General features: G+C 50.9%; 18 protein-coding genes and 1 other RNA gene. 10 read left to right on the top strand and 9 right to left on the bottom strand.

Annotated features, from left to right (window positions below):
* Positions 1-9: 9 nt before the first annotated feature.
* Positions 10-726: a helix-turn-helix domain-containing protein gene (locus tag G9Q38_RS08875; protein ID WP_166130067.1), complete on the bottom strand. Its 717-nt coding sequence runs from the start codon at positions 724-726 to the stop codon at positions 10-12.
* A 138-nt stretch (positions 727-864) separates the two neighbouring features.
* Entirely contained in the window at positions 865-1,269 is a 405-nt protein-coding gene (locus G9Q38_RS08880) for a cupin domain-containing protein (RefSeq protein ID WP_166130070.1), read from the bottom strand.
* 238 nt (positions 1,270-1,507) lie between these two features.
* On the opposite strand from G9Q38_RS08880, the gene G9Q38_RS08885 reads away from it, so the two are divergent.
* The 4 genes from G9Q38_RS08885 to clcA all read left to right on the top strand — a co-directional run bounded on the left by G9Q38_RS08885 (position 1,508) and on the right by clcA (position 6,033).
* Complete coding sequence (locus tag G9Q38_RS08885) at positions 1,508-2,575, top strand: TRAP transporter substrate-binding protein (protein ID WP_228276096.1); 1,068 nt, start codon at positions 1,508-1,510, stop codon at positions 2,573-2,575.
* A gap of 102 nt (positions 2,576-2,677) precedes the next feature.
* Positions 2,678-3,256, top strand: a complete 579-nt coding sequence (locus G9Q38_RS08890) for a TRAP transporter small permease subunit (RefSeq protein ID WP_228276097.1) — start codon at positions 2,678-2,680, stop codon at positions 3,254-3,256.
* A 3-nt stretch (positions 3,257-3,259) separates the two neighbouring features.
* Entirely contained in the window at positions 3,260-4,624 is a 1,365-nt protein-coding gene (locus tag G9Q38_RS08895) for a TRAP transporter large permease (RefSeq protein ID WP_166130076.1), read from the top strand.
* Between the two features lie 86 nt (positions 4,625-4,710).
* Positions 4,711-6,033 (top strand): H(+)/Cl(-) exchange transporter ClcA, encoded by a 1,323-nt coding sequence (clcA, locus tag G9Q38_RS08900; protein ID WP_166130078.1) that lies wholly within the window; start codon positions 4,711-4,713, stop codon positions 6,031-6,033.
* Positions 6,034-6,040: 7 nt separating this feature from the next.
* On the opposite strand, the gene G9Q38_RS08905 is transcribed toward clcA, so the two are convergent.
* Genes G9Q38_RS08905 through G9Q38_RS08915 form a run of 3 tightly spaced genes read right to left on the bottom strand, consistent with a single transcriptional unit; the run spans position 6,041 to position 9,482 of the window.
* Entirely contained in the window at positions 6,041-6,478 is a 438-nt protein-coding gene (locus G9Q38_RS08905; RefSeq protein ID WP_166130081.1) for a DUF1850 domain-containing protein, read from the bottom strand.
* Positions 6,478-8,502, bottom strand: a complete 2,025-nt coding sequence (locus G9Q38_RS08910; protein WP_166130084.1) for a TRAP transporter permease — start codon at positions 8,500-8,502, stop codon at positions 6,478-6,480. The genes G9Q38_RS08905 and G9Q38_RS08910 overlap by 1 nt, the downstream gene beginning before the upstream one ends.
* Before the next feature lie 20 nt (positions 8,503-8,522).
* The gene (locus tag G9Q38_RS08915; protein WP_166130086.1) at positions 8,523-9,482 is read right to left on the bottom strand and encodes a TAXI family TRAP transporter solute-binding subunit; all 960 of its coding nucleotides are present in this window, start codon (positions 9,480-9,482) and stop codon (positions 8,523-8,525) included.
* 104 nt (positions 9,483-9,586) lie between these two features.
* On the opposite strand from G9Q38_RS08915, the gene G9Q38_RS08920 reads away from it, so the two are divergent.
* The 5 genes from G9Q38_RS08920 to G9Q38_RS08940 all read left to right on the top strand — a co-directional run bounded on the left by G9Q38_RS08920 (position 9,587) and on the right by G9Q38_RS08940 (position 13,481).
* Complete coding sequence (locus G9Q38_RS08920; protein ID WP_166130089.1) at positions 9,587-9,853, top strand: hypothetical protein; 267 nt, start codon at positions 9,587-9,589, stop codon at positions 9,851-9,853.
* A gap of 398 nt (positions 9,854-10,251) precedes the next feature.
* Positions 10,252-10,512 (top strand): RidA family protein, encoded by a 261-nt coding sequence (locus G9Q38_RS08925; RefSeq protein WP_205962278.1) that lies wholly within the window; start codon positions 10,252-10,254, stop codon positions 10,510-10,512.
* 154 nt (positions 10,513-10,666) lie between these two features.
* The gene (locus tag G9Q38_RS08930) at positions 10,667-11,653 is read left to right on the top strand and encodes a TRAP transporter substrate-binding protein (RefSeq protein WP_166130092.1); all 987 of its coding nucleotides are present in this window, start codon (positions 10,667-10,669) and stop codon (positions 11,651-11,653) included.
* Between the two features lie 27 nt (positions 11,654-11,680).
* Positions 11,681-12,205, top strand: coding sequence for a TRAP transporter small permease (locus tag G9Q38_RS08935; RefSeq protein WP_166130094.1), 525 nt, complete (start codon positions 11,681-11,683; stop codon positions 12,203-12,205).
* 19 nt (positions 12,206-12,224) lie between these two features.
* A complete protein-coding gene (locus tag G9Q38_RS08940; RefSeq protein ID WP_166130097.1) occupies positions 12,225-13,481 on the top strand; it encodes a TRAP transporter large permease in 1,257 nt (418 codons plus the stop codon).
* Between the two features lie 628 nt (positions 13,482-14,109).
* Here G9Q38_RS08940 and G9Q38_RS08945 read toward each other — a convergent pair.
* Positions 14,110-15,165 carry a hypothetical protein gene (locus G9Q38_RS08945; protein WP_166130099.1) on the bottom strand — a complete coding sequence of 352 codons (1,056 nt, stop codon included), beginning with the start codon at positions 15,163-15,165 and terminating at the stop codon, positions 14,110-14,112.
* Positions 15,166-15,426: 261 nt separating this feature from the next.
* Positions 15,427-15,810, bottom strand: a complete 384-nt coding sequence (locus G9Q38_RS08950; protein WP_166130102.1) for a type 2 periplasmic-binding domain-containing protein — start codon at positions 15,808-15,810, stop codon at positions 15,427-15,429.
* A gap of 310 nt (positions 15,811-16,120) precedes the next feature.
* On the opposite strand from G9Q38_RS08950, the gene G9Q38_RS08955 reads away from it, so the two are divergent.
* Positions 16,121-16,420 carry a hypothetical protein gene (locus G9Q38_RS08955; protein WP_166130105.1) on the top strand — a complete coding sequence of 100 codons (300 nt, stop codon included), beginning with the start codon at positions 16,121-16,123 and terminating at the stop codon, positions 16,418-16,420.
* Here the strand turns inward: G9Q38_RS08955 and G9Q38_RS15385 are convergent.
* Both G9Q38_RS15385 and ssrA read right to left on the bottom strand, forming a co-directional pair.
* Positions 16,379-16,552, bottom strand: coding sequence for an antitoxin Xre/MbcA/ParS toxin-binding domain-containing protein (locus tag G9Q38_RS15385; RefSeq protein WP_166132360.1), 174 nt, complete (start codon positions 16,550-16,552; stop codon positions 16,379-16,381). The two genes, G9Q38_RS08955 and G9Q38_RS15385, sit on opposite strands and share 42 nt — an antisense overlap.
* A 310-nt stretch (positions 16,553-16,862) precedes the next feature.
* Positions 16,863-17,227: a transfer-messenger RNA gene (ssrA, locus tag G9Q38_RS08965) on the bottom strand.
* Between the last annotated feature and the right edge of the window lie 14 nt (positions 17,228-17,241).

Here is a 17,241-nt window from a genome sequence, read left to right on the forward strand (position 1 = left end):
GTATCGCCGCTAAGAGTTTGCTTCGCTCTCTTCGGAGTCCGGATTATTTTCCATTACGACAACCAAGGCCTGGGCGTCTCCGCTGGGGCTGCGCCCCCGGTGTGGCAGGCTGGACTCAAAGTAAATGCTGTCGCCCGGCTCAAGCGTCCAGCGTCTTAGGTGCCCGTCGATTTTTATTTCAAATTCAACCTCGCCGGCAAGAATATAAATAAATTCTTCTCCGGGATGCTCGAAATAGGTGTCGATATCGACTTCCGATGGGAAGGTGAAAATAAAAGGCTCCATGTGTTTATGGGCCTTTTTGTGCGCGAGGCTAACGTAATCATAGCCAAAGCCCGTGCCGCCGCGCACAACCGGCTTGCGTTCCCATCGATGCACCACGGATACCTTGGCATCTGCACCGGCCTCAATTGCATCGTCGGGTTGAGTAGGATCAACAAAGAAATAGCTTAAATCCTGGTTCATTGAACGGGCAATGCGCGCCAGTGAGGCAATGGGGGGCGCACTCTTTCCGTTCTCTATTTTCGACAGATACCCTTTGGTAAAGCCTGACCGTTCAGCGAGCGCGTCGAGCGTCAGCCCACTGCTGATGCGTAGCGCTTTCAGGCGTTCGCATACAGCGATTTCGTCACTGCTGATTTGGGCGGGTTGCGGGGGGGCAGATTTGCGCCCGGCGGAAATGCGTTTTGAGCGGGTTGGGGCAATGGTGTTTTTCTGTGCCTTCATGGGTGTGTGTATCCGCTATGCCATTAGTGCTCTTGTGGAGGGGTGGCGAGTTAGCTGTTTGTGCTGTTTCTTATTCTAACTCGCCAAGCTGCATTAAGCGCGGATTTTGGCCGGCAACGCTGTTCCGGCCAGATGGATTTAACTCTTTTTTTCGAACCCGGCTGTGTTGAAAAATACATTTGGTTTGCGATAAATAGCCAGAAGCAGGCAGCCTTCGTCGGAGTGCGTTTCATGTAATGACCCGGGTTTGCGCCAAACATACTGGCCCGCCCGACATATGCCGTCGTGATCATAGAACGACCCTTCAAGGACGAAACTTTGTTCAATTTCCGGGTGGCGATGAAATGGCAGGACGGCACCGGGTTCCCATTTGAGTAGAACCGTCATTTCGCCTTCATCGTCGTTCCGGTACAAAACCTTCATCCAGATTTTATCGAACTGTGATTTTTGCCATTCCAGCTTTTCCGGGTCAACGTAAGTTGATCCGCCGATGGTGGGTTCCAGTTTGCCTTTAAGGCGTTCTTTGAAGTGTGTTTCGGACATGTGTTGATCTCCAGGTGTGTTCGGGGTTGAGTGCGATGACTGAACTCGAAGATATCGTACGACTATGTTTCATAAAATGCAACTTATATAGGCAATAATTTCATTTAAGTAAATATAAATGAAAACCCTATGGTTTTGTTAGGAAATATTTGTTGTACTTTAGGAAACTATGGGTTAAGTTGGATGCGTGGCAGTTGTAAGACAAAAAGAAGTCGTTTCACCATTGAGGAGGTGTATTGTGAGAAAGCCTGTAAGTTGGTATCTAAGAACGGCGACACTGGCCGTTGTAACGGGGTTGGCGCTGGGTAGCGGTGCAGCAATGGCCGATGACAAACCGGTCAGGTGGAAGGTGCAAAGTTGGTTCCCAACCAAGTTACCCCATGTTGGTACGCAAATTACCGACATTTCAAAGAAGGTTAAAGCTGTTTCCGGCAACAATATTCAGTTCCAGGTGTTTGAACCAGGAGCTCTTATTCCGCCGGCCGAGTGTTTCGATGCTGTGTCCAACGGGGCAGTGAATGCTTGTTGGGGGATTTCCGGGTATTACTATGGCAAGCACCCTGCCTTGGCAATATACTCGGCTGTGCCGTTTGGCCCGGAGTGGCCTGAGATGCTGGCATTCTTCTATTACGGTGGCGGCAAAGAACGATACGAAGAAATTTATGCCAAGAACAATATCAAAGGCATTATGTGTGGCGGTACGGTATCTGAGGCGTCAGGATGGTTCAGAAAGGAAATCAATTCCGTCGAGGATCTAAACGGATTGAAAATGCGCATTTTCGGCTTGGGTGCCAAAGTCGTAGAGAAACTGGGTGTGTCTGCTCAGTTGATTCCAGCCGGTGATATTTACCCTGCACTTGAGCTGGGTACGATCGACGCAGCCGAATTTGCCATGCCTGCGGTTGATTTGCAGCTCGGTTTCCATCAGGTGGCCAAGCATTATTATTTCCCTGGCTGGCACCAACCTGCCACGCTGTACGAACTCATCATCAACATGGATAAATGGAACGAGCTGTCCAAAACCCAGCAGGCCCAAATTGAGATGATGTGTGGTGATAACGTTCGGCAGGCTATTGCCGAAGGGGAAGCCAAGCAGGCGGCGGCATTGAAAGCCATTGAAGAAAAAGGTGTGACGGCGCATGAGTGGTCGCCCGAAATTATCCAGGCATTTCGCAATGCGTGGGAAGAAGTGGTCGTTGAAGAGTCTGCCAATTACCCTGAGTTCAAAGAAGCGTATGAACATTACGCCAAGTTCCGCGAAGAATATAAACCGTGGCGTCAGGTTAGTACTGTTAAAGATCAATAACAGGGCATGAAGAAGGGGTTTCGCTGCAACGTTAGGGCGAAGCCCCCTTTTTCATTGAGGCATTGGACAACATAGAATAAGGTGGGGCAGGAGATGCAGGGCATGTTGAGGTTGTCGAACGCGCTGGGTCGGTTCGTCGAAAGGGTGGGGGTCATTGCTGCTTGGTCGGCTTTGGTGCTGGTTGCGGTCATTATTATCGACGTCGTAGGGCGTCATTTTTTTTCAACCGGTTCATCCAAACTGCAAGAGCTTGAGTGGCACTTGCACACCATTTTGTTCATGTTTTGTCTGGGTTTGGGCTATGTTCACAACACCCACGTACGTATTGAAATTGTGAGTGAAAGGCTGGGGCGGTGCGCGCTCTGCATTATTGAGATCCTGGGTTGCCTGTTGATGTTGCTGCCGTTTTGTTTTGTTGTCATTTATTACGGTATAGAGCTAACCCAGCGCTCGTGGGAAGTCAGCGAAATTTCGTCGTCCGCCACTGGGCTGCCCTATCGCTGGCTGATCAAATCAGCCATTCCTTTAGGCACGTTGGTGCTTGCAATTAGCGGTATCAGTATTTTGTTGCGCAATATTGTCCGATTGTTCAGGCCGGACCTTGTCTCAACGACCACCATGGAAGTGGAGTCGGTCGAAGACGAGAATCCTGTAAACATAACCTTGCAATCCGGGCGATAAAAAATGGACATTATTAGCAATCTTCCCCTGTTTATGTTTGTCATGCTGGCCGTGTTGATGTTTACCGGCTACCCCGTTGCGTTTGTGCTTGGCGGAACGGCGCTTACTTTTGGCCTTATTGGTTTTTATGTTGATTATTTTGCGTTAATCGAGTTTTACAACATCACCGCTCGCATCTGGGGTAGCGTGGCTGAAAAGCCCATTCTTGTCGCTATACCCATGTTTATTTTCATGGGAACCATGCTCGAGCGAAGCGGCATTGCCATCGACCTTTTGCATTGCCTGCAAGTGTTGTTAAGGCGGGTGCCCGGTGGGCTGGCGATTTCCGTCACCATGATGGGAACTATTTTGGCGGCGACGACCGGTATTGTGGGTGCCTCGGTCATCATGATGACGCTGCTTGCTTTGCCTGTGATGTTGCAACGCGGGTATCAGGTGCAGCTTTCAACCGGTACGATCGCTGCTTCCGGCACTTTGGGTATTTTGATTCCGCCCAGCATCATGCTGGTCATTCTGGCTGATCTTTTGGCCGTGTCGGTGGGTTCCTTGTTCATGGGTGCCTTGTTTCCAGGGCTGGTGCTCGCGGCCTTGTACATGGTTTACATTTTTGTTGTTTGCATGGTCAAGCCTAAGCTGGCGCCGCGCATGCATGCCGATGAGGCGCCAGCCGACAGCGCCGAACTATGGTCTTTGATTTTCCGCAGCTTTATCCCGCCGGTTTTCCTGATTGTGTTGGTGCTGGGTTCCATATTTTTTGGTTGGGCAACTCCCACTGAGGCCGGTGGTGTAGGAGCTTTCGGTGCAATACTGCTTGCGGCGGCGAAACGGAATTTGAAATTTTCAGTGATGAAAGATGTACTGGTGCGGTCCGCCAAAACCAACGCTATGCTCTTTATGATTTTTTTGGGCGCGACGGCATTTTCTTACGTTTTCCGCTCTTTGGGGGGCGATGACATTATTGCCGAGTTCTTTGATAACTTGGGCGTTGGCCCTGTAGGTGTGCTGGTATTAATGTTGCTTGTTGTTTTCGTGATGGGTTTCTTTTTCGACTGGATTGAAATTATTCTGATTATTTTGCCCGTTTTTACCCCCATTCTGGAAACAATGGATTTGGGAAGTCATGTTGCACAAAGCGACTTTTTGGTGTGGTTTGCCATTTTGCTGGCGGTTAATCTGCAAACCTCTTATCTGACACCGCCGTTTGGGTACGCCTTGTTCTACATGAAGGGGGCGAAGATACCCGGTGTGACCATGCAACATATTTATGCGGGGATTATTCCTTTTGTCATTCTGCAGTTGATTGGCCTTGCATTGGTGGCATTGTTCCCGGAAATCGTTTTGTGGTTGCCCAGAAAGCTCGGTTTGTGAGCATAACCTGGTATTTGGCTTGCCGTCTGGATACGACTCAGTCAGAATAAGCCCGTTTTCTTTCGAAGCTTGTGGGCTCTTTCAAAATGTCTAATCCAGACGGCCGATATGCCGATGCAGTTTATTTCTTTATTGCTCTTGTTATCGGTATTGCCGTTGGTGTGGTGGGGGGCTACTTCCATCTACTGATTGATTGGCTTTCTCAGTGGCCGCAATGGTTGGGCAGCCAGTTGCAAGGGGCGGCGCGTATTGCCGTAGGTGCGCTGGTCACCATGAGTGTCGCCGTTTTCTGTGTTTTCATTGTTAAGCGATTCGCACCCGAAGCAGGCGGAAGTGGCGTTCAGGAAATTGAGGGCGCCATGGAGGGTAAACGGGTTGTGCGTTGGCAGCGCGTTCTGCCCATTAAGTTTTTCTGCGGCGTTTTGTCTATTTCATCCGGTCTTGTGTTGGGGCGTGAAGGCCCGACAATTCATATTGGCGCGGCTATTGCTGCCGGATTGTCCGATAAATTGCGTGTTTTGGTACAGGAACGCAAGGGGCTTCTGGCAGCCGGTGCAGGTGCCGGCTTGGCATGTGCATTCAACGCCCCGGTTGCTTCCATGGTGTTCGTGGCAGAAGAAATGCGTCGACAGTTTCCGTTCTCTTTTCGGAATTATGTCGCGGTTGGGATCGCTTGCGTTGTGGCTACTGTAATGACCGAGTGGGTGGGCGGTGTAGCGCCGGACTTAAGTATGACCTTGCATGGCGAAGGTGTGTCATTACCCCTGCTTTTGGCTTTCGTTCCATTAGGCGTTTTATTGGGCGCCTTTGGCGTTTTGTTGAATCGTGGTTTGTTGGGTGCGGCTCAGCTCGCCACACTTTGCCATGCTCGCCTGCCCTATGCTTTCCCTGCTGGTGTGGGCCTGGTTGTGGGTGCTTTGCTCATGGTATTTCCCATGGCGGTAACGGGGGGAGAGCACATGATTCAGCGTTTCAACTTCGATTCACCGGGTTTATTGATGTTGCTTCTGCTGGTGGTTGTCCGGTTTTTTACTTCGACTGCCAGTTATGCTTCCGGGGTGCCGGGTGGTATTTTTGCGCCTATTCTGGCATTGGCAATGTGCGTTGGCCTGGCTTGCGGCACCATGGTTGAAATACTGTTTCCTCATGCGGGAGTCGATCCGGTTGCGTTCGGCATTGCCGCCATGGGAGGTTTGTTTACTGCGTCGGTACACGCGCCCACGGTTGGCATTATTCTGGTGGCTGAGCTCACCGGAACGTACCAATTATTGTTGCCTTTGGCGATAACCTGCCTGTGTGCCCATATTTGCGCAAAATGGTTGGGTGGGCGGCCGATTTACGAAGCGCTGCTGGAGCGTACGCTGGAGCAGGAACGATTGAAAGTTGCCGGGGCACAAGCAGAGCAATGAGTCGGGCTTATTCACCTTGAGCGGTGTTATGTTCTGTACACGCATAAATCAGGGTCACGTCGCCGTCCGAGGGCATGACCGCCGAAAGCGGCAGGCATTGTTCTTTTTGGCACCAACGATAGTCGGGCACGTATTTTGAACGCATCAGGCGTAGGGTGGAAGGGTACGTTTTCGTTGGTTTGTATTCATACCAGCCATGATGCAATACCGCTTCTTCGGGCGGTTCCATTCCCGCCGCGGATCCTTTTATACGCGCCTGGGTGGCCACCAGTCGGGCACCTAGCTTGTTATTGAATGATTCGACGGCATAATCCTCTTCCCATCTTACTTTTTCAATGGAGTGGGTCCAGGCAAGTGTGAACTCCGTAGCGGGCACAAATAAGGGTGGTAACGAAGGGAGACCTGCCAGGGCAAAGCAGACACCAAGTACAGCAACACCCGACATTACTCCGACTCCGGGTGCATGCGTTTTTCTGGGTGACGCCACGCATGCCAGATAATAAAACCAACGCAAAGCGTAATGCCGATCTCATCGGTAATGGGGGCGGCCACAACCAGTAAAGCGGCCGCCGAAATAGCGATAACGCGGCTAAGCCACCCCAGCGGGCCAAATAAATAGCCGATGGCACCCGCTCCCCATAGCCCAATGGCCAGTAACGCTTTGACTACGATATACATGACTGCCGTGGCGCCGCCGTCTCCTTGTAACATAAGCGCCGGCGCATATACGGCCATATAAGGCATGATGAAACCAGCCACGGCAACACGAAGTGCCTGAACACTGATTTGCAGCCCAGGTGCTTTGGCGATCGGCGAAGCGGCAAAGCAAGCCAACGCCACGGGCGGCGTTAGGTCGGCCATAATGCCGAAATAAAAGACGAACATGTGCGAGACAATGAGCGGCACCCCCAACTCAAGCAAAATGGGCGCGGCCAGTGAGCTGGTGAGAATGTAATTGGGAATTGTGGGTATGCCCATCCCTAGAATCAGGCAAGTCAGCATGGTGAGTAGCAAAGCTAAAAACAAGTTGCCTTGGCCGATGCTGATAATGTATCCGCCTAAAGTGGTGGCCACCCCAGTTAAATTAATAATGCCGATAATGACACCGACCAGAGCGCAGGCAATGGCAACCGGTAATGCATGACGAGCGCCCATTACCAGGGCTTCAACGGCAAGGCGCAAGGCATTCGTCTCTTTTCTGCCGATTAACAACAACGCTACCAGCATTGCCGTTACGACGAAGAATGTGATGACACCAAACTCCAGGAAGCCCCCGCACGCAAAGGCCAGCAGTACCCAGAAAAGATAACGCGCACTTTGTCGGCTGATGCCTTGTACTATGGCCGCGCCGAAAATGAGGACAACGGTAAGCGCAAGGCCAATGGTGCCGGAAAACATTGGGGTATAGCCTGAAAATAACAGTGCGATCAAACCCAGCAGGGGGAGCAGCAAATACCAACGTTCTTTAAGCGCGGCCCAAGGATCGGGGCAGTCTTTTTTGTCTAACCCATGCAGGCCTTTGCGCCCGGCCTCAAGGTGGACTGTCCAGAAAATAGTGACAAAATACAGAAGTGCGGGAATAAGCGCCGCCTTGCAAATGTCGATATAGGGTACGTTCAGCGTTTCAGCCATAATGAACGCCACAGCCCCCATGACCGGCGGCATAATTTGCCCCCCCATGCTGGAGGTGGCCTCGACCCCGCCCGCAAAAGCAGGGGCATAGCCAAAGCGCTTCATTAAGGGAATAGTGAACTGCCCGGTTGTGACAACATTCGCCACCCCGGAGCCATTAATGGTGCCCATGAAGCCTGAGCTGATGACGGAGACTTTTGCCGGGCCGCCGCGCGTATGCCCAACCATGCCCATGGCAAAGTTGGTAAATAGCGTAATCATGCCCGCTTGCTCAAGAAACGCACCAAACAGAATGAACAGGAAAATGTAGGTGGACGACACGTATGTGGGCGTGCCGTAAATGCCTTCCGTACCAAAACTTAATGTTCCGATGATTTGGTCGAACCCGTAGCCCCGGTGTTGCAGCATGCCGGGCAAGTATTCACCGAATAGGCCATACAGAAGAAACAGGCCGCAAATAAAAGGCAGTGCCCACCCCATCATGCGCCGGGCCGCTTCAAAAACCAATATCAGTAGCACAACGCCCACTAAGGTATCCGTGGGCGTAAGCATGCCGGCACGCGCCGTTAAGTCGCTTTCAAAGACCCAGTGATACAGACTGAAAACGAATGCAATGCCACCCAAAGCCCAACTGAAGAAACGGCCGCCCCGTGAGGTGGCGACCGGCTCCAGCATGAAAATAAGCAGTACAACAAACCCAACGTGTATTGCCCGTATGACCAGGCTGGATAACGGGTGGAAGGCCGCCATGTAGATTTGGAACGCCGAAAACGCCAGCGCAACCCAGAACACGCTGCGCGGGATATCAGCAATAGCGGACCGGGGAGAGGAACTCATGCTGTACGAAGGCGCCGGCGCTACTTCACAATGCCCACTTCACGGTAGTAGCGTTCTGCACCCGGATGAATTGGCACCGGCATTCCCTTCACCGCATTTTCAGGTTTAATGGCCTTGGCTGCGTTGTGGGCGGCGGCGAGCTTGTTTAGGTTCTCGTACATTGCTTTTGTCATCGCGTAGGCTAGGTCGTCGGAAACTTCGGACTGCGTTACCAGAAAATTGGGAATCGCTGCCGTTTGCACATCGTCAGTTTGGCCTTCGTAGGTATTGGCCGGTATGACCGAAGGTTGATAAGCCGCATTCCCGATTTTTTCCACGGTTTCAGCGGGGACCGGTACGACCACAATATCAACCGCGGTGGCCAAATCGCGAATGGATGCCACCCCTAAACCTGCGGATTGCAGTGTGGCATCCAGCTGACGGTTTTTCATAAGCTCAACCGACTCGCCGAAAGGCAGGTATTCAACCTTGCCCAGGTCATCGTAAGAAAGCCCGGCCGCTTTAAAGACGGCTCGGGCATTCAATTCGGTGCCCGAACGTGCCGCGCCGACTGAAACGCGTTTGCCTTTCAGATCGGCCAAGGAACGAATGCCCGAATCGGCGTTAGCGACGATTTGGACGTAGTTGTTGTAAGTGGCCGATAAGCCGCGCAGCTTATCCAACTTGTTGGGAAACCCGGCTTCTTTAGAGCCATTCCATGCATCTGAGACCGTATCAGCCAATGCAAAAGCCAGTTCCCCACGCCCCGCTTGTAGCAGGTTCATGTTCTCGGCCGATGCTTTGGTTACCTGAGCTGTGGCTTTGGCGTTGGTGATTTCCTGTGCATAAATTTGCGATAGGGCAACGCCTAGTGGGTAATACACACCGCTTTGTCCACCCGTTAATACGTTAATGAATTGCGGCTTCTGTGCCATGGCGGGGCCACATAAGACCGTGCTTAACGCAAGGGCGGTGGCGGCAAGCCATTTTATTCTTCTCATGATTGTCTCCTTTTTGAAGTGTGGGTTTTTTGTTTAATTATTTCACGTTTGGAAAGCCGCGGGCGCATTTACAATGACCTTGGCATCGTTAAAAGGCAAATCAAATGGTTCTTAATAAGTTAGGCGGGTATGGCGCGGCAATCTGTATTCTGGCTGTGGCGGCAGGGTGTTCATCGGGTGGGCCAGCTTTCTCGGGCGAGCGCGCGATGGGGCCGGGCTCGGTTGTGGGAAGCCCGGAATGCCAGAGGAATCCGCGAAGTTGCATTTACGAAGGGCGTTACGAGTCTGATGAGCGGGCTTATGCCGAATATGAGGCGGCGCGTTTGAACCAGATGGAACTGGAGCGGCTGCGCCGTGGGGGGCGGTGGTAGTAATCCACGCCCAGCGCGCTCATATGCGGCCTGGACTCAGCCAGCTGACACAAAGATCTTGAGCCGATCATCGGCAAGAGCAACCGAGTCTACGAAGTCCTGAGCCGCAAGCGCCCGCTGACGCTGGCCATGATCCGCAGACTGCACAAGAGGGCTTTTTATCATAAAAGAAGGATAACGACATTCATTAGACTTGTTTTTGCGAAGAAACACGTTCAATGGGGGTAATGCCGATGTCCCCAGTCGATTCTATCTTAGGGATTGAGGGTTTAATAGCTCAGCAGGTCAATCGGGCACAGGACATTCATGTGTGGGCCCGACCCAAACGCCGGCCTGGGTGCCTGTATTGCCGGCCAGGTTGCACTGGCGCCTGATTTTTCGTTGTGGGTGGGGAAGATTTGGGCGCTCAAACCCAGGCGGTAATGCGCAATATAGAAGTGGCGTTGAAGGCAGTGAGCGCCGGTTGGGGCGATGTGGTGCGACGGACTATTTATACGCTTCACCCCACAGAGTTTGAAGTGATCACTGCGGCCATTGAATCGGTGTGGGGTAGTCAGGAACACCCCGCTCAAACGATTATTGGTGTAACTGGACTGGCGGTGTCGGGGTTACTGATTGAGATAGATGTGACGGCCGCGGTTACCCGGCTAGTAATGTGACTAAGGGGTAGTACCTATTGTCCTATAAATAGAATGTTATGAAAATGGATCAAGTTATTGCGCTATAACGATCTCATTTTTTGTGTTTGCTTCCCTGCATATTGGACATCGCGTTTATAGGGCAGGGAGCAGGGCCTTCTGTTTATAAGGAACAATGATGAAAGCTTTACGATATTTCGTTGCAGCATTGGGTAGCTTACTTGTCTCTGGCGCAATGGCAAGCGAAGTAGTTGCGCTCAAGTTTCCGCATGATCTTCCAGAAAACACGATTAAAGCCCGAACAATTAAATTGTTTGCGGAGAAGGTTGACGAGTATAGCAACGGTACGTTGCGTATTGATGTTTATCCGGGCGCGCAGTTGGTTTCTTCTAAAGATGAAATTCGTGCCGCAATTCGTGGTCAGGTTGATATTGTTGCTCCTTTAACTTCCTATTACGTGCCTTTGGATGATCGTTGGGAGATTTTCAATCAGCCCGGTTTGTTCAATTCTTTTGAGCACAGCATCAAGGTGTTCGAGGGTGATATCGGTCAAACACTGCTGAAAGATCTTGATCAATTCAAAGTTCGCGGTATTGGCTTGTGGAATGATGGTCCGGGTTATATCTATACCAGTGGCGAACCGGTGGTTAAGCCCGAAGATATGGAGGGTCGCAAGATTCGTGTAACGCCTTCGGCACCTCTTGAAGAGGGTGTGAGAGTTGTAGGCGCATCACCTGTATCCATTCAAGCTCCCGATGTTTATTTGGCCCTGCAGCAAGGGTTGGTGAACGGCGCCATTACCACTGTCACGCTGGCCGCATCCGCACGTTGGTACGAAGTTTTAACCGGCATGACCCGTGTATTGCAGCAACATGGCGGTTATGCCGTTGTTATTAACCAGGCACGCTGGGACAAATTGAGTGAAGATCATCGCAATGCGTTGATGAAAGCCATGGCCGACGCACAAAAATGGAATCACGACGTCTCGGTCTCGAACTCGGCTGCTGCCGAGAAAACCCTGGTGGATAATGGCGTTGTGATCCAAGAAGTTGATGGCGAAGTACTGGCGCAATGGCGGGATAAATACAAAAACGTTTATGAAAGTCAAAGTGAGCCGGTACGCAAGCTCATTGCCGAGATTCAAAGCGCTGCGGGTCAGTAAGACGACAAGACAGGAGGCAAGCCCACCATGCGTAATATGCTAAGCACGGTCGGTCGTGCGTGGGATCGTCTTGAAATATTCATTGGCGGGCTGTTCCTGACGCTGTCGGTATTTATTATTGTTCTGCAAATATTCCTGCGGTCAGTCTTTGGGTTTTCAATCATAGGCGGTGATGAAATTGCCGCCTATGCCATTATCTGGAGCATTCTTTTTACCGCTGCGCTGGCAGTCAAGTCCAACCAGCATGTGCGAATCGATGTGATTTTCACCGTGCTCCCTAAAACGGCCGGTCGGATTCTGGACATGATCGGCACACTCTTGTCCCTTTTCTTTGCCTTGTATCTGACCTACTCGGGTTGGGAGCTGGTCATGGAAAGCCATATGCTGGGTGAAGTGTCCATGACGATGCTGCGCATGCCAATGTGGATACCTCAGGTCATTTTGCCTTTGGGTGGCGCGCTTTTGTCGCTGCGGTTGATTCAGCGATTTGTTTCTCTCTTGACAGGTGCCGCTGATCCGCAATCAGAGCAGGCCGAATCTTCAGCAACATGACTGTGGTAGGAACTGACCCATGTTTTCATTTTTGACGACATTTGCTGTTGGCCTGGCAAGTGGAATGCCGATTGCGTTCGCATTAGGCTTGTGTGGTCTTGTGTATTTGCTTGTGCAAGACGCCATGCCTGCGACACTGGCCTCGCAACTGTTTAGCGCGTTGAGCACACCCAGCTTGCTGGCTATTCCCTTTTTTATTCTGGCAGCCGAGGTGATGAGCCGCACGGGTGCCACCAACCGATTGATTCATTTCATTGACGTCCTGATACGCCATACACGCGGTGGCTTGCCCGTGGTGGCGGTTTTTGCGACCGTCATGTTTTCGTCGATCAGTGGCAGTTCGGTTGCCACTGCTGCCGCGGTAGGCACGATTCTGATTCCGGAAATGGTCAAACGTGGATACGACCGGACGTTCTCGGTTGGCCTTATTGCCAGTGCGGGTGGACTGGGCATCTTGTTGCCCCCGTCGGTGCCGCTGGTGATTTATGGCATCGTGACTGAAACGTCAATTGCCAGGTTGTTTACCGCGGGCGCGATCGTGGGCATTATTCTGACCGCGCTTTTAACGGTTGTTGCGTATGGATATAGCCGGGCTTCCGGCGTGCCGCCTCAGCCAAAGGCAAGTTCGCGCGAACGGCTCGCGGCTTTTAAATCGGCATTTGGTGTGCTGATGTCTCCCGTGATTGTTCTGGGCGGGATTTATTCCGGTTACTTTACGCCCATGGAGGCTGCTGCAATTAGCTCTGTATATGCCATATTTCTGGCATTGTGTTACGGCGTTTCCGTTAAAGGGCTGCTTCCGATCCTCACCAGTTCCGCCAAAATGTCCAGCATCATCATGATGATTCTGGCGGGGGCCCAGTTATTTGGCTATGCCATTACAAGCGAGCGCATACCCCATGTTTTATTTGACGGCATCATGGCGATGAACTTAAGCAGTACCGAGTTCCTCGTTGGGGTCATGTTGCTGTTCTTCCTGATTGGCATGGCGCTGGAAGTCATTTCCGTTATTTTGATTACGATGCCTATTCTCATGCCGATGATTATGGGGTTTGATATTGACCCTGTTTTTTTTGGCATGCTGCTGATTCTGAATATGGAAATTGCGGTGATTACACCTCCGATCGGGCTGAATCTGTTTGCGATCAGCGCCATCAGCAAAGTGCCTGTCATGCGCGTTTTCAAGGGATGCCTACCCTTTGTCCTGCTGCTGTTCCTAATGCTGGTCTTCATGACGTTTGTGCCGCAAGTAGAGGACATGTTCAGATTGTTGTGAATGAAGTCTCTGGTTTGGTTCGAATCGCTTAATGATAGGTGGCTGCTTGTGTTTCAGACAGCAAAAAGCCCCTGAAACGTTTGTGTCGTTAAATATAACCTCGCCGCAAGTTAAAATATGTGACTTCCGATATTCTTTTTCCCCCTAGGGGAGCAAATCCTCGCATGCGTTGGGATTAAAGCATCTCTTTGTTAGTCGTCAGCCTCGTGCAGCGGCCCTAACCTTGCTCGCTGTTAGCGCCCTTGACACCCTTCGAGTCATCACGACAATCAATATAGGATGAGTTTCAGCAAGAAAAAAGAAGGCTCGGCTTGATAAGATTAAGCAGCATGCCCTGTATGTTGCAGTAGAAGAGAATGGTGCACCGACTTCAATACCTGATAGAAATATCCGCGAGAAGGGATCCGAGGAGTGTATCGACTTGGCGTTGCAGTTGAAGGTTACGGTGATGAGGATTAAGGAAGCAACCGCTCAACATTGGGAAAATCAAGGCGGTTTTTGACTTTTCATTGCGATTTTAGGAAAACATGCAGTATTCATGTCCTGTTTATACGTGAAGCCAGAGAAATCTGGGCCCAAAAATAGGACGATTTATTTTTTGTCTTCATGTTGGACAGCCTGCCCGTTGTCAAGTTGGCATAAGGGGACCGTTTAGTACCCAGTTATATGTGTGTACACGGTGCCCACCACAGATGCATACATAGTCGAAGTCAGCGCGTTTCCCCTGGCTCACGGAGGCGCGCGCAGTCAGGTCCCTTATATAGTCTTTTAGGCCCAAGATAATCTGTCGAAGGCTGCTGTTATGGTAGGTCAAGTGACTCATGCTTCCATGAATTCCGGGTATGCCAACAACCTCAACGGTTGGGTAGTCTCTACCAAATAGCTTTCTTCCGATACTTGCGGTCACGGAGTGTTTGTAGCAATTATTCATGCTTTGAACGGTACTTAGGAAACGCGTATTGTTTCCGAAAACGGTCGAGCGTAAGCTCTTGAAAATTTGTTCGATATCCTCCAGGGTTCCTGAAGGCGCAGCAAGCGTTTTCTTGATCTTTCTTATTGCCTTGTCTTCATCAAATAGGGTAGAAAAGCCGTCTACCATGATGGGAAATCTCCATGGCTTATATGCTTCAAAGGCGGATAAGAAGAGCACGGTGGCTAAGTCATCAAGAAAACACCTAATTGTTCCAATTAGACCTTCTACCAACATATGATAGTGGTTGGCCTTAGGTCCCACGATCATGGTCATCTTACCGCTGTGAAGGTCCGAGAACGATTTTTCTAATTGTTCGATTGTTGCATCAATATGGTCGATCGTTTGGAGCGTAGAAATGAAATTTGGCAGGCGCCCAACTCTCGGGAGGTTGACTCCAGGCAGGCTATTTGCGATGTGCATTAATTGTGATTGGTAAGATGTGCGGCCCCGATCACCAACCAAATAGACAGGATCATCTGAGTCTCGTCCGGAATAAAAGCACTTCTCTGTTACGGAGACTTCCCAGAAATCGTTTTTTCTGAACGCCCAGCGCTTATTATCCTTGTCGTATACGGGCACTTCATCTATTGGCCACTCGTTAACCTCCGGGGGTGGGATGTCGGTGGCTGCGTGAGGAATGGATGCATCGTCGCTGATTTCCTCGTAGCCTGTAAGGAAATAATCGGTGTCATCGTAATGGAATATTCTCATCTCTGTGAACTCTTATGCTTGTCGGGTATAAGCATAAGATTTTATTAGTGGTTTCGGGCAGGAATTCGAATTGATGAGTTTGCTGGAAAATATACTTATATTCAAACGGTTAATTTATATACTTGACCGCTTTATTGATCTGTTCAATCGTTGATACTGCCCCGTTGGTCTTCACTTCTGAAATACCTAGCAATAAGCTGGAGATATGTTCTACAACCCGATTCGGCGGTATGGTTATGCCGCCAACCTTTCACCGGTAAACTACGAACAATAATATTTTTCTGAGTCAAAAAACAATCTATAAAAGTCTGGCCGGTTCCGTTCGCCCTCCTGAACCAAGCTCTGGAAGGAGATCGGACCATAGTGCTGTTCGAGTTCCTTATACCGCGTAGGGTCAAGTCGAATGTGCTTTAGCGCATTGTTGACGGCATCGATTAATTCAATTTTTCTGTTGCCTATCCGCGCTCCAGGCACACTAAACACTTGATCAAACTTCTTCACCAAATTGACTCTGGTTTCCTTGATTCCGTCTGCACGTCGGATCGCCTGGATGTAGTCGACCACATGCGCGATAAATAGGTTGGCTCCAAAGATCTGATGCAACTCAACCTTCTCCGCATTAATACCGCGTTGCAACTGACGCATTGCCGGTTGAAGGATTGCCTGGATGTACTGATCGTAGTCTTCACAGGATTGCTTTAGCTCAGGACTGATTGAGTAGTTTATTGGAGTCATCGTCTTTGAATTGCGTTGTAGCGAAATTGACCGAAACCGGTCCACCAGCTTAATACTGGTTAACAAGTATAGGTCGGCTCTGCAGATACCCAAGAGCATCCTTGCTGATACAAAAAATATTTCCCTTGACTGTAAGTGTGCCAGGTGACACCAGGTCCATTGAGCGCGGCGCGATCTCTCCCTATGCTTTCCATATAGCTTATATGGAAGGAGGATAGCTATGGTCAATGCAACGAAAAGCATCAGTGCGAGGTTTGGGCACATCAAACGCCGGCTCAAGAGAGAAGAGGCGCTCACAGGAAAGCATTTGGAGCTGGCGCTCGATATCGTTGGTGACGGGAGCACGGGCGATGAGCTAATAGACGGAATTTCCAACAAACTCCAAGCAGGCCAAAAACTGGACGACTACGAACTTCATCTTATGCTGGATGTGTTCTTGCTACATGCGAGGCTGGGATTCACTAGCCGAGCTCATTACTCAAACAAGTACGCCATGTTCCAACCCACCGATAAGGTCTAGAACAGCATTGGTTTGGTCCGACGAGGCGATCATATTGATAGGTAACTCGCCACCTAGGCCCTTGACCGGCTGGGTGAGGCAGCGTTGAGCAGCTTTACTGTCGCCGGCGCGCTTCAGAAAGTCGTGGTCTATTCTGTAGTCCGGCGTCTAGGTCGTGGTGCTGCGGTTTATACCGTCGGGCTTTGAGCACGCCGCGAAACCAGGGTGTGCGGGGAGGCAAGGAGGCGGGTGTTCGAGCGGAGCGTTTTCGACCTGCCGGGGGCAGGTCGATTCCGCGAGTTCCGCCTCCGCCCCGCGCGGCCTGAGTGCAGCGGGCAGCCCGAAGAGCCGTGCGATGCCCGCCGGTATAAACCGCAGCACCACGGCCGCGTTAAGAACCCAAACCCAATCCCCAGAACAAAAAAAGGGCGTGAATGAAAAATCACTCACGCCCTTTTGCGTCTGGTGGAGTCGGGGGGAATTGAACCCCCGTCCGCGGGACCTCTGCAGGCAGTTCTACATGCTTAGTCAACCCATTTTAAAATTTTAACCTCGGATCATGCCGGCTGACGGGCCCTTCCTTGGCGAGTCACTAAGATTTAAGCATTAACTTCGTAACCCAGCTAATGCCGATTCCTTGTATATGACGCTGCTGTAGGTTTCCCTACCTAGCCCAAAGACAAACTAGTGCAGCGGCTCACCGCTTAAGCGGCCAGAGCGAAACGCTCGTCGTTGGCGTTTATATTTTTTCCAGTGGATTTACGAGCGAACTGGTGCTCGGCATGCCCTACGCTGTTTCGCGACCCACGTCGAAGCCAGATCGACCCCTTAGTGGAACAACG

The organism is Pusillimonas sp. DMV24BSW_D (genome assembly GCF_011388195.1).
GTDB lineage: Bacteria > Pseudomonadota > Gammaproteobacteria > Burkholderiales > Burkholderiaceae_B > Neopusillimonas > Neopusillimonas aestuarii.

Bases quoted from the DNA above. Each gene is read 5' to 3' on its own strand.
- G9Q38_RS08940 (WP_166130097.1), top strand. From the start codon at position 12,225: ATGTTTTCATTTTTGACGACATTTGCTGTTGGCCTGGCAAGTGGAATG.
- G9Q38_RS08910 (WP_166130084.1), bottom strand. From the start codon at position 8,502: ATGAGTTCCTCTCCCCGGTCCGCTATTGCTGATATCCCGCGCAGCGTG.
- G9Q38_RS08875 (WP_166130067.1), bottom strand. From the start codon at position 726: ATGAAGGCACAGAAAAACACCATTGCCCCAACCCGCTCAAAACGCATT.
- G9Q38_RS08955 (WP_166130105.1), top strand. From the start codon at position 16,121: ATGGTCAATGCAACGAAAAGCATCAGTGCGAGGTTTGGGCACATCAAA.
- G9Q38_RS08920 (WP_166130089.1), top strand. From the start codon at position 9,587: ATGGTTCTTAATAAGTTAGGCGGGTATGGCGCGGCAATCTGTATTCTG.
- G9Q38_RS08930 (WP_166130092.1), top strand. From the start codon at position 10,667: ATGATGAAAGCTTTACGATATTTCGTTGCAGCATTGGGTAGCTTACTT.
- G9Q38_RS08905 (WP_166130081.1), bottom strand. From the start codon at position 6,478: ATGTCGGGTGTTGCTGTACTTGGTGTCTGCTTTGCCCTGGCAGGTCTC.
- G9Q38_RS08880 (WP_166130070.1), bottom strand. From the start codon at position 1,269: ATGTCCGAAACACACTTCAAAGAACGCCTTAAAGGCAAACTGGAACCC.
- G9Q38_RS08950 (WP_166130102.1), bottom strand. From the start codon at position 15,810: ATGCGTCAGTTGCAACGCGGTATTAATGCGGAGAAGGTTGAGTTGCAT.
- G9Q38_RS08890 (WP_228276097.1), top strand. From the start codon at position 2,678: ATGTTGAGGTTGTCGAACGCGCTGGGTCGGTTCGTCGAAAGGGTGGGG.
- G9Q38_RS08895 (WP_166130076.1), top strand. From the start codon at position 3,260: ATGGACATTATTAGCAATCTTCCCCTGTTTATGTTTGTCATGCTGGCC.
- clcA (WP_166130078.1), top strand. From the start codon at position 4,711: ATGTCTAATCCAGACGGCCGATATGCCGATGCAGTTTATTTCTTTATT.
- G9Q38_RS08935 (WP_166130094.1), top strand. From the start codon at position 11,681: ATGCGTAATATGCTAAGCACGGTCGGTCGTGCGTGGGATCGTCTTGAA.
- G9Q38_RS08915 (WP_166130086.1), bottom strand. From the start codon at position 9,482: ATGAGAAGAATAAAATGGCTTGCCGCCACCGCCCTTGCGTTAAGCACG.
- G9Q38_RS08945 (WP_166130099.1), bottom strand. From the start codon at position 15,165: ATGAGAATATTCCATTACGATGACACCGATTATTTCCTTACAGGCTAC.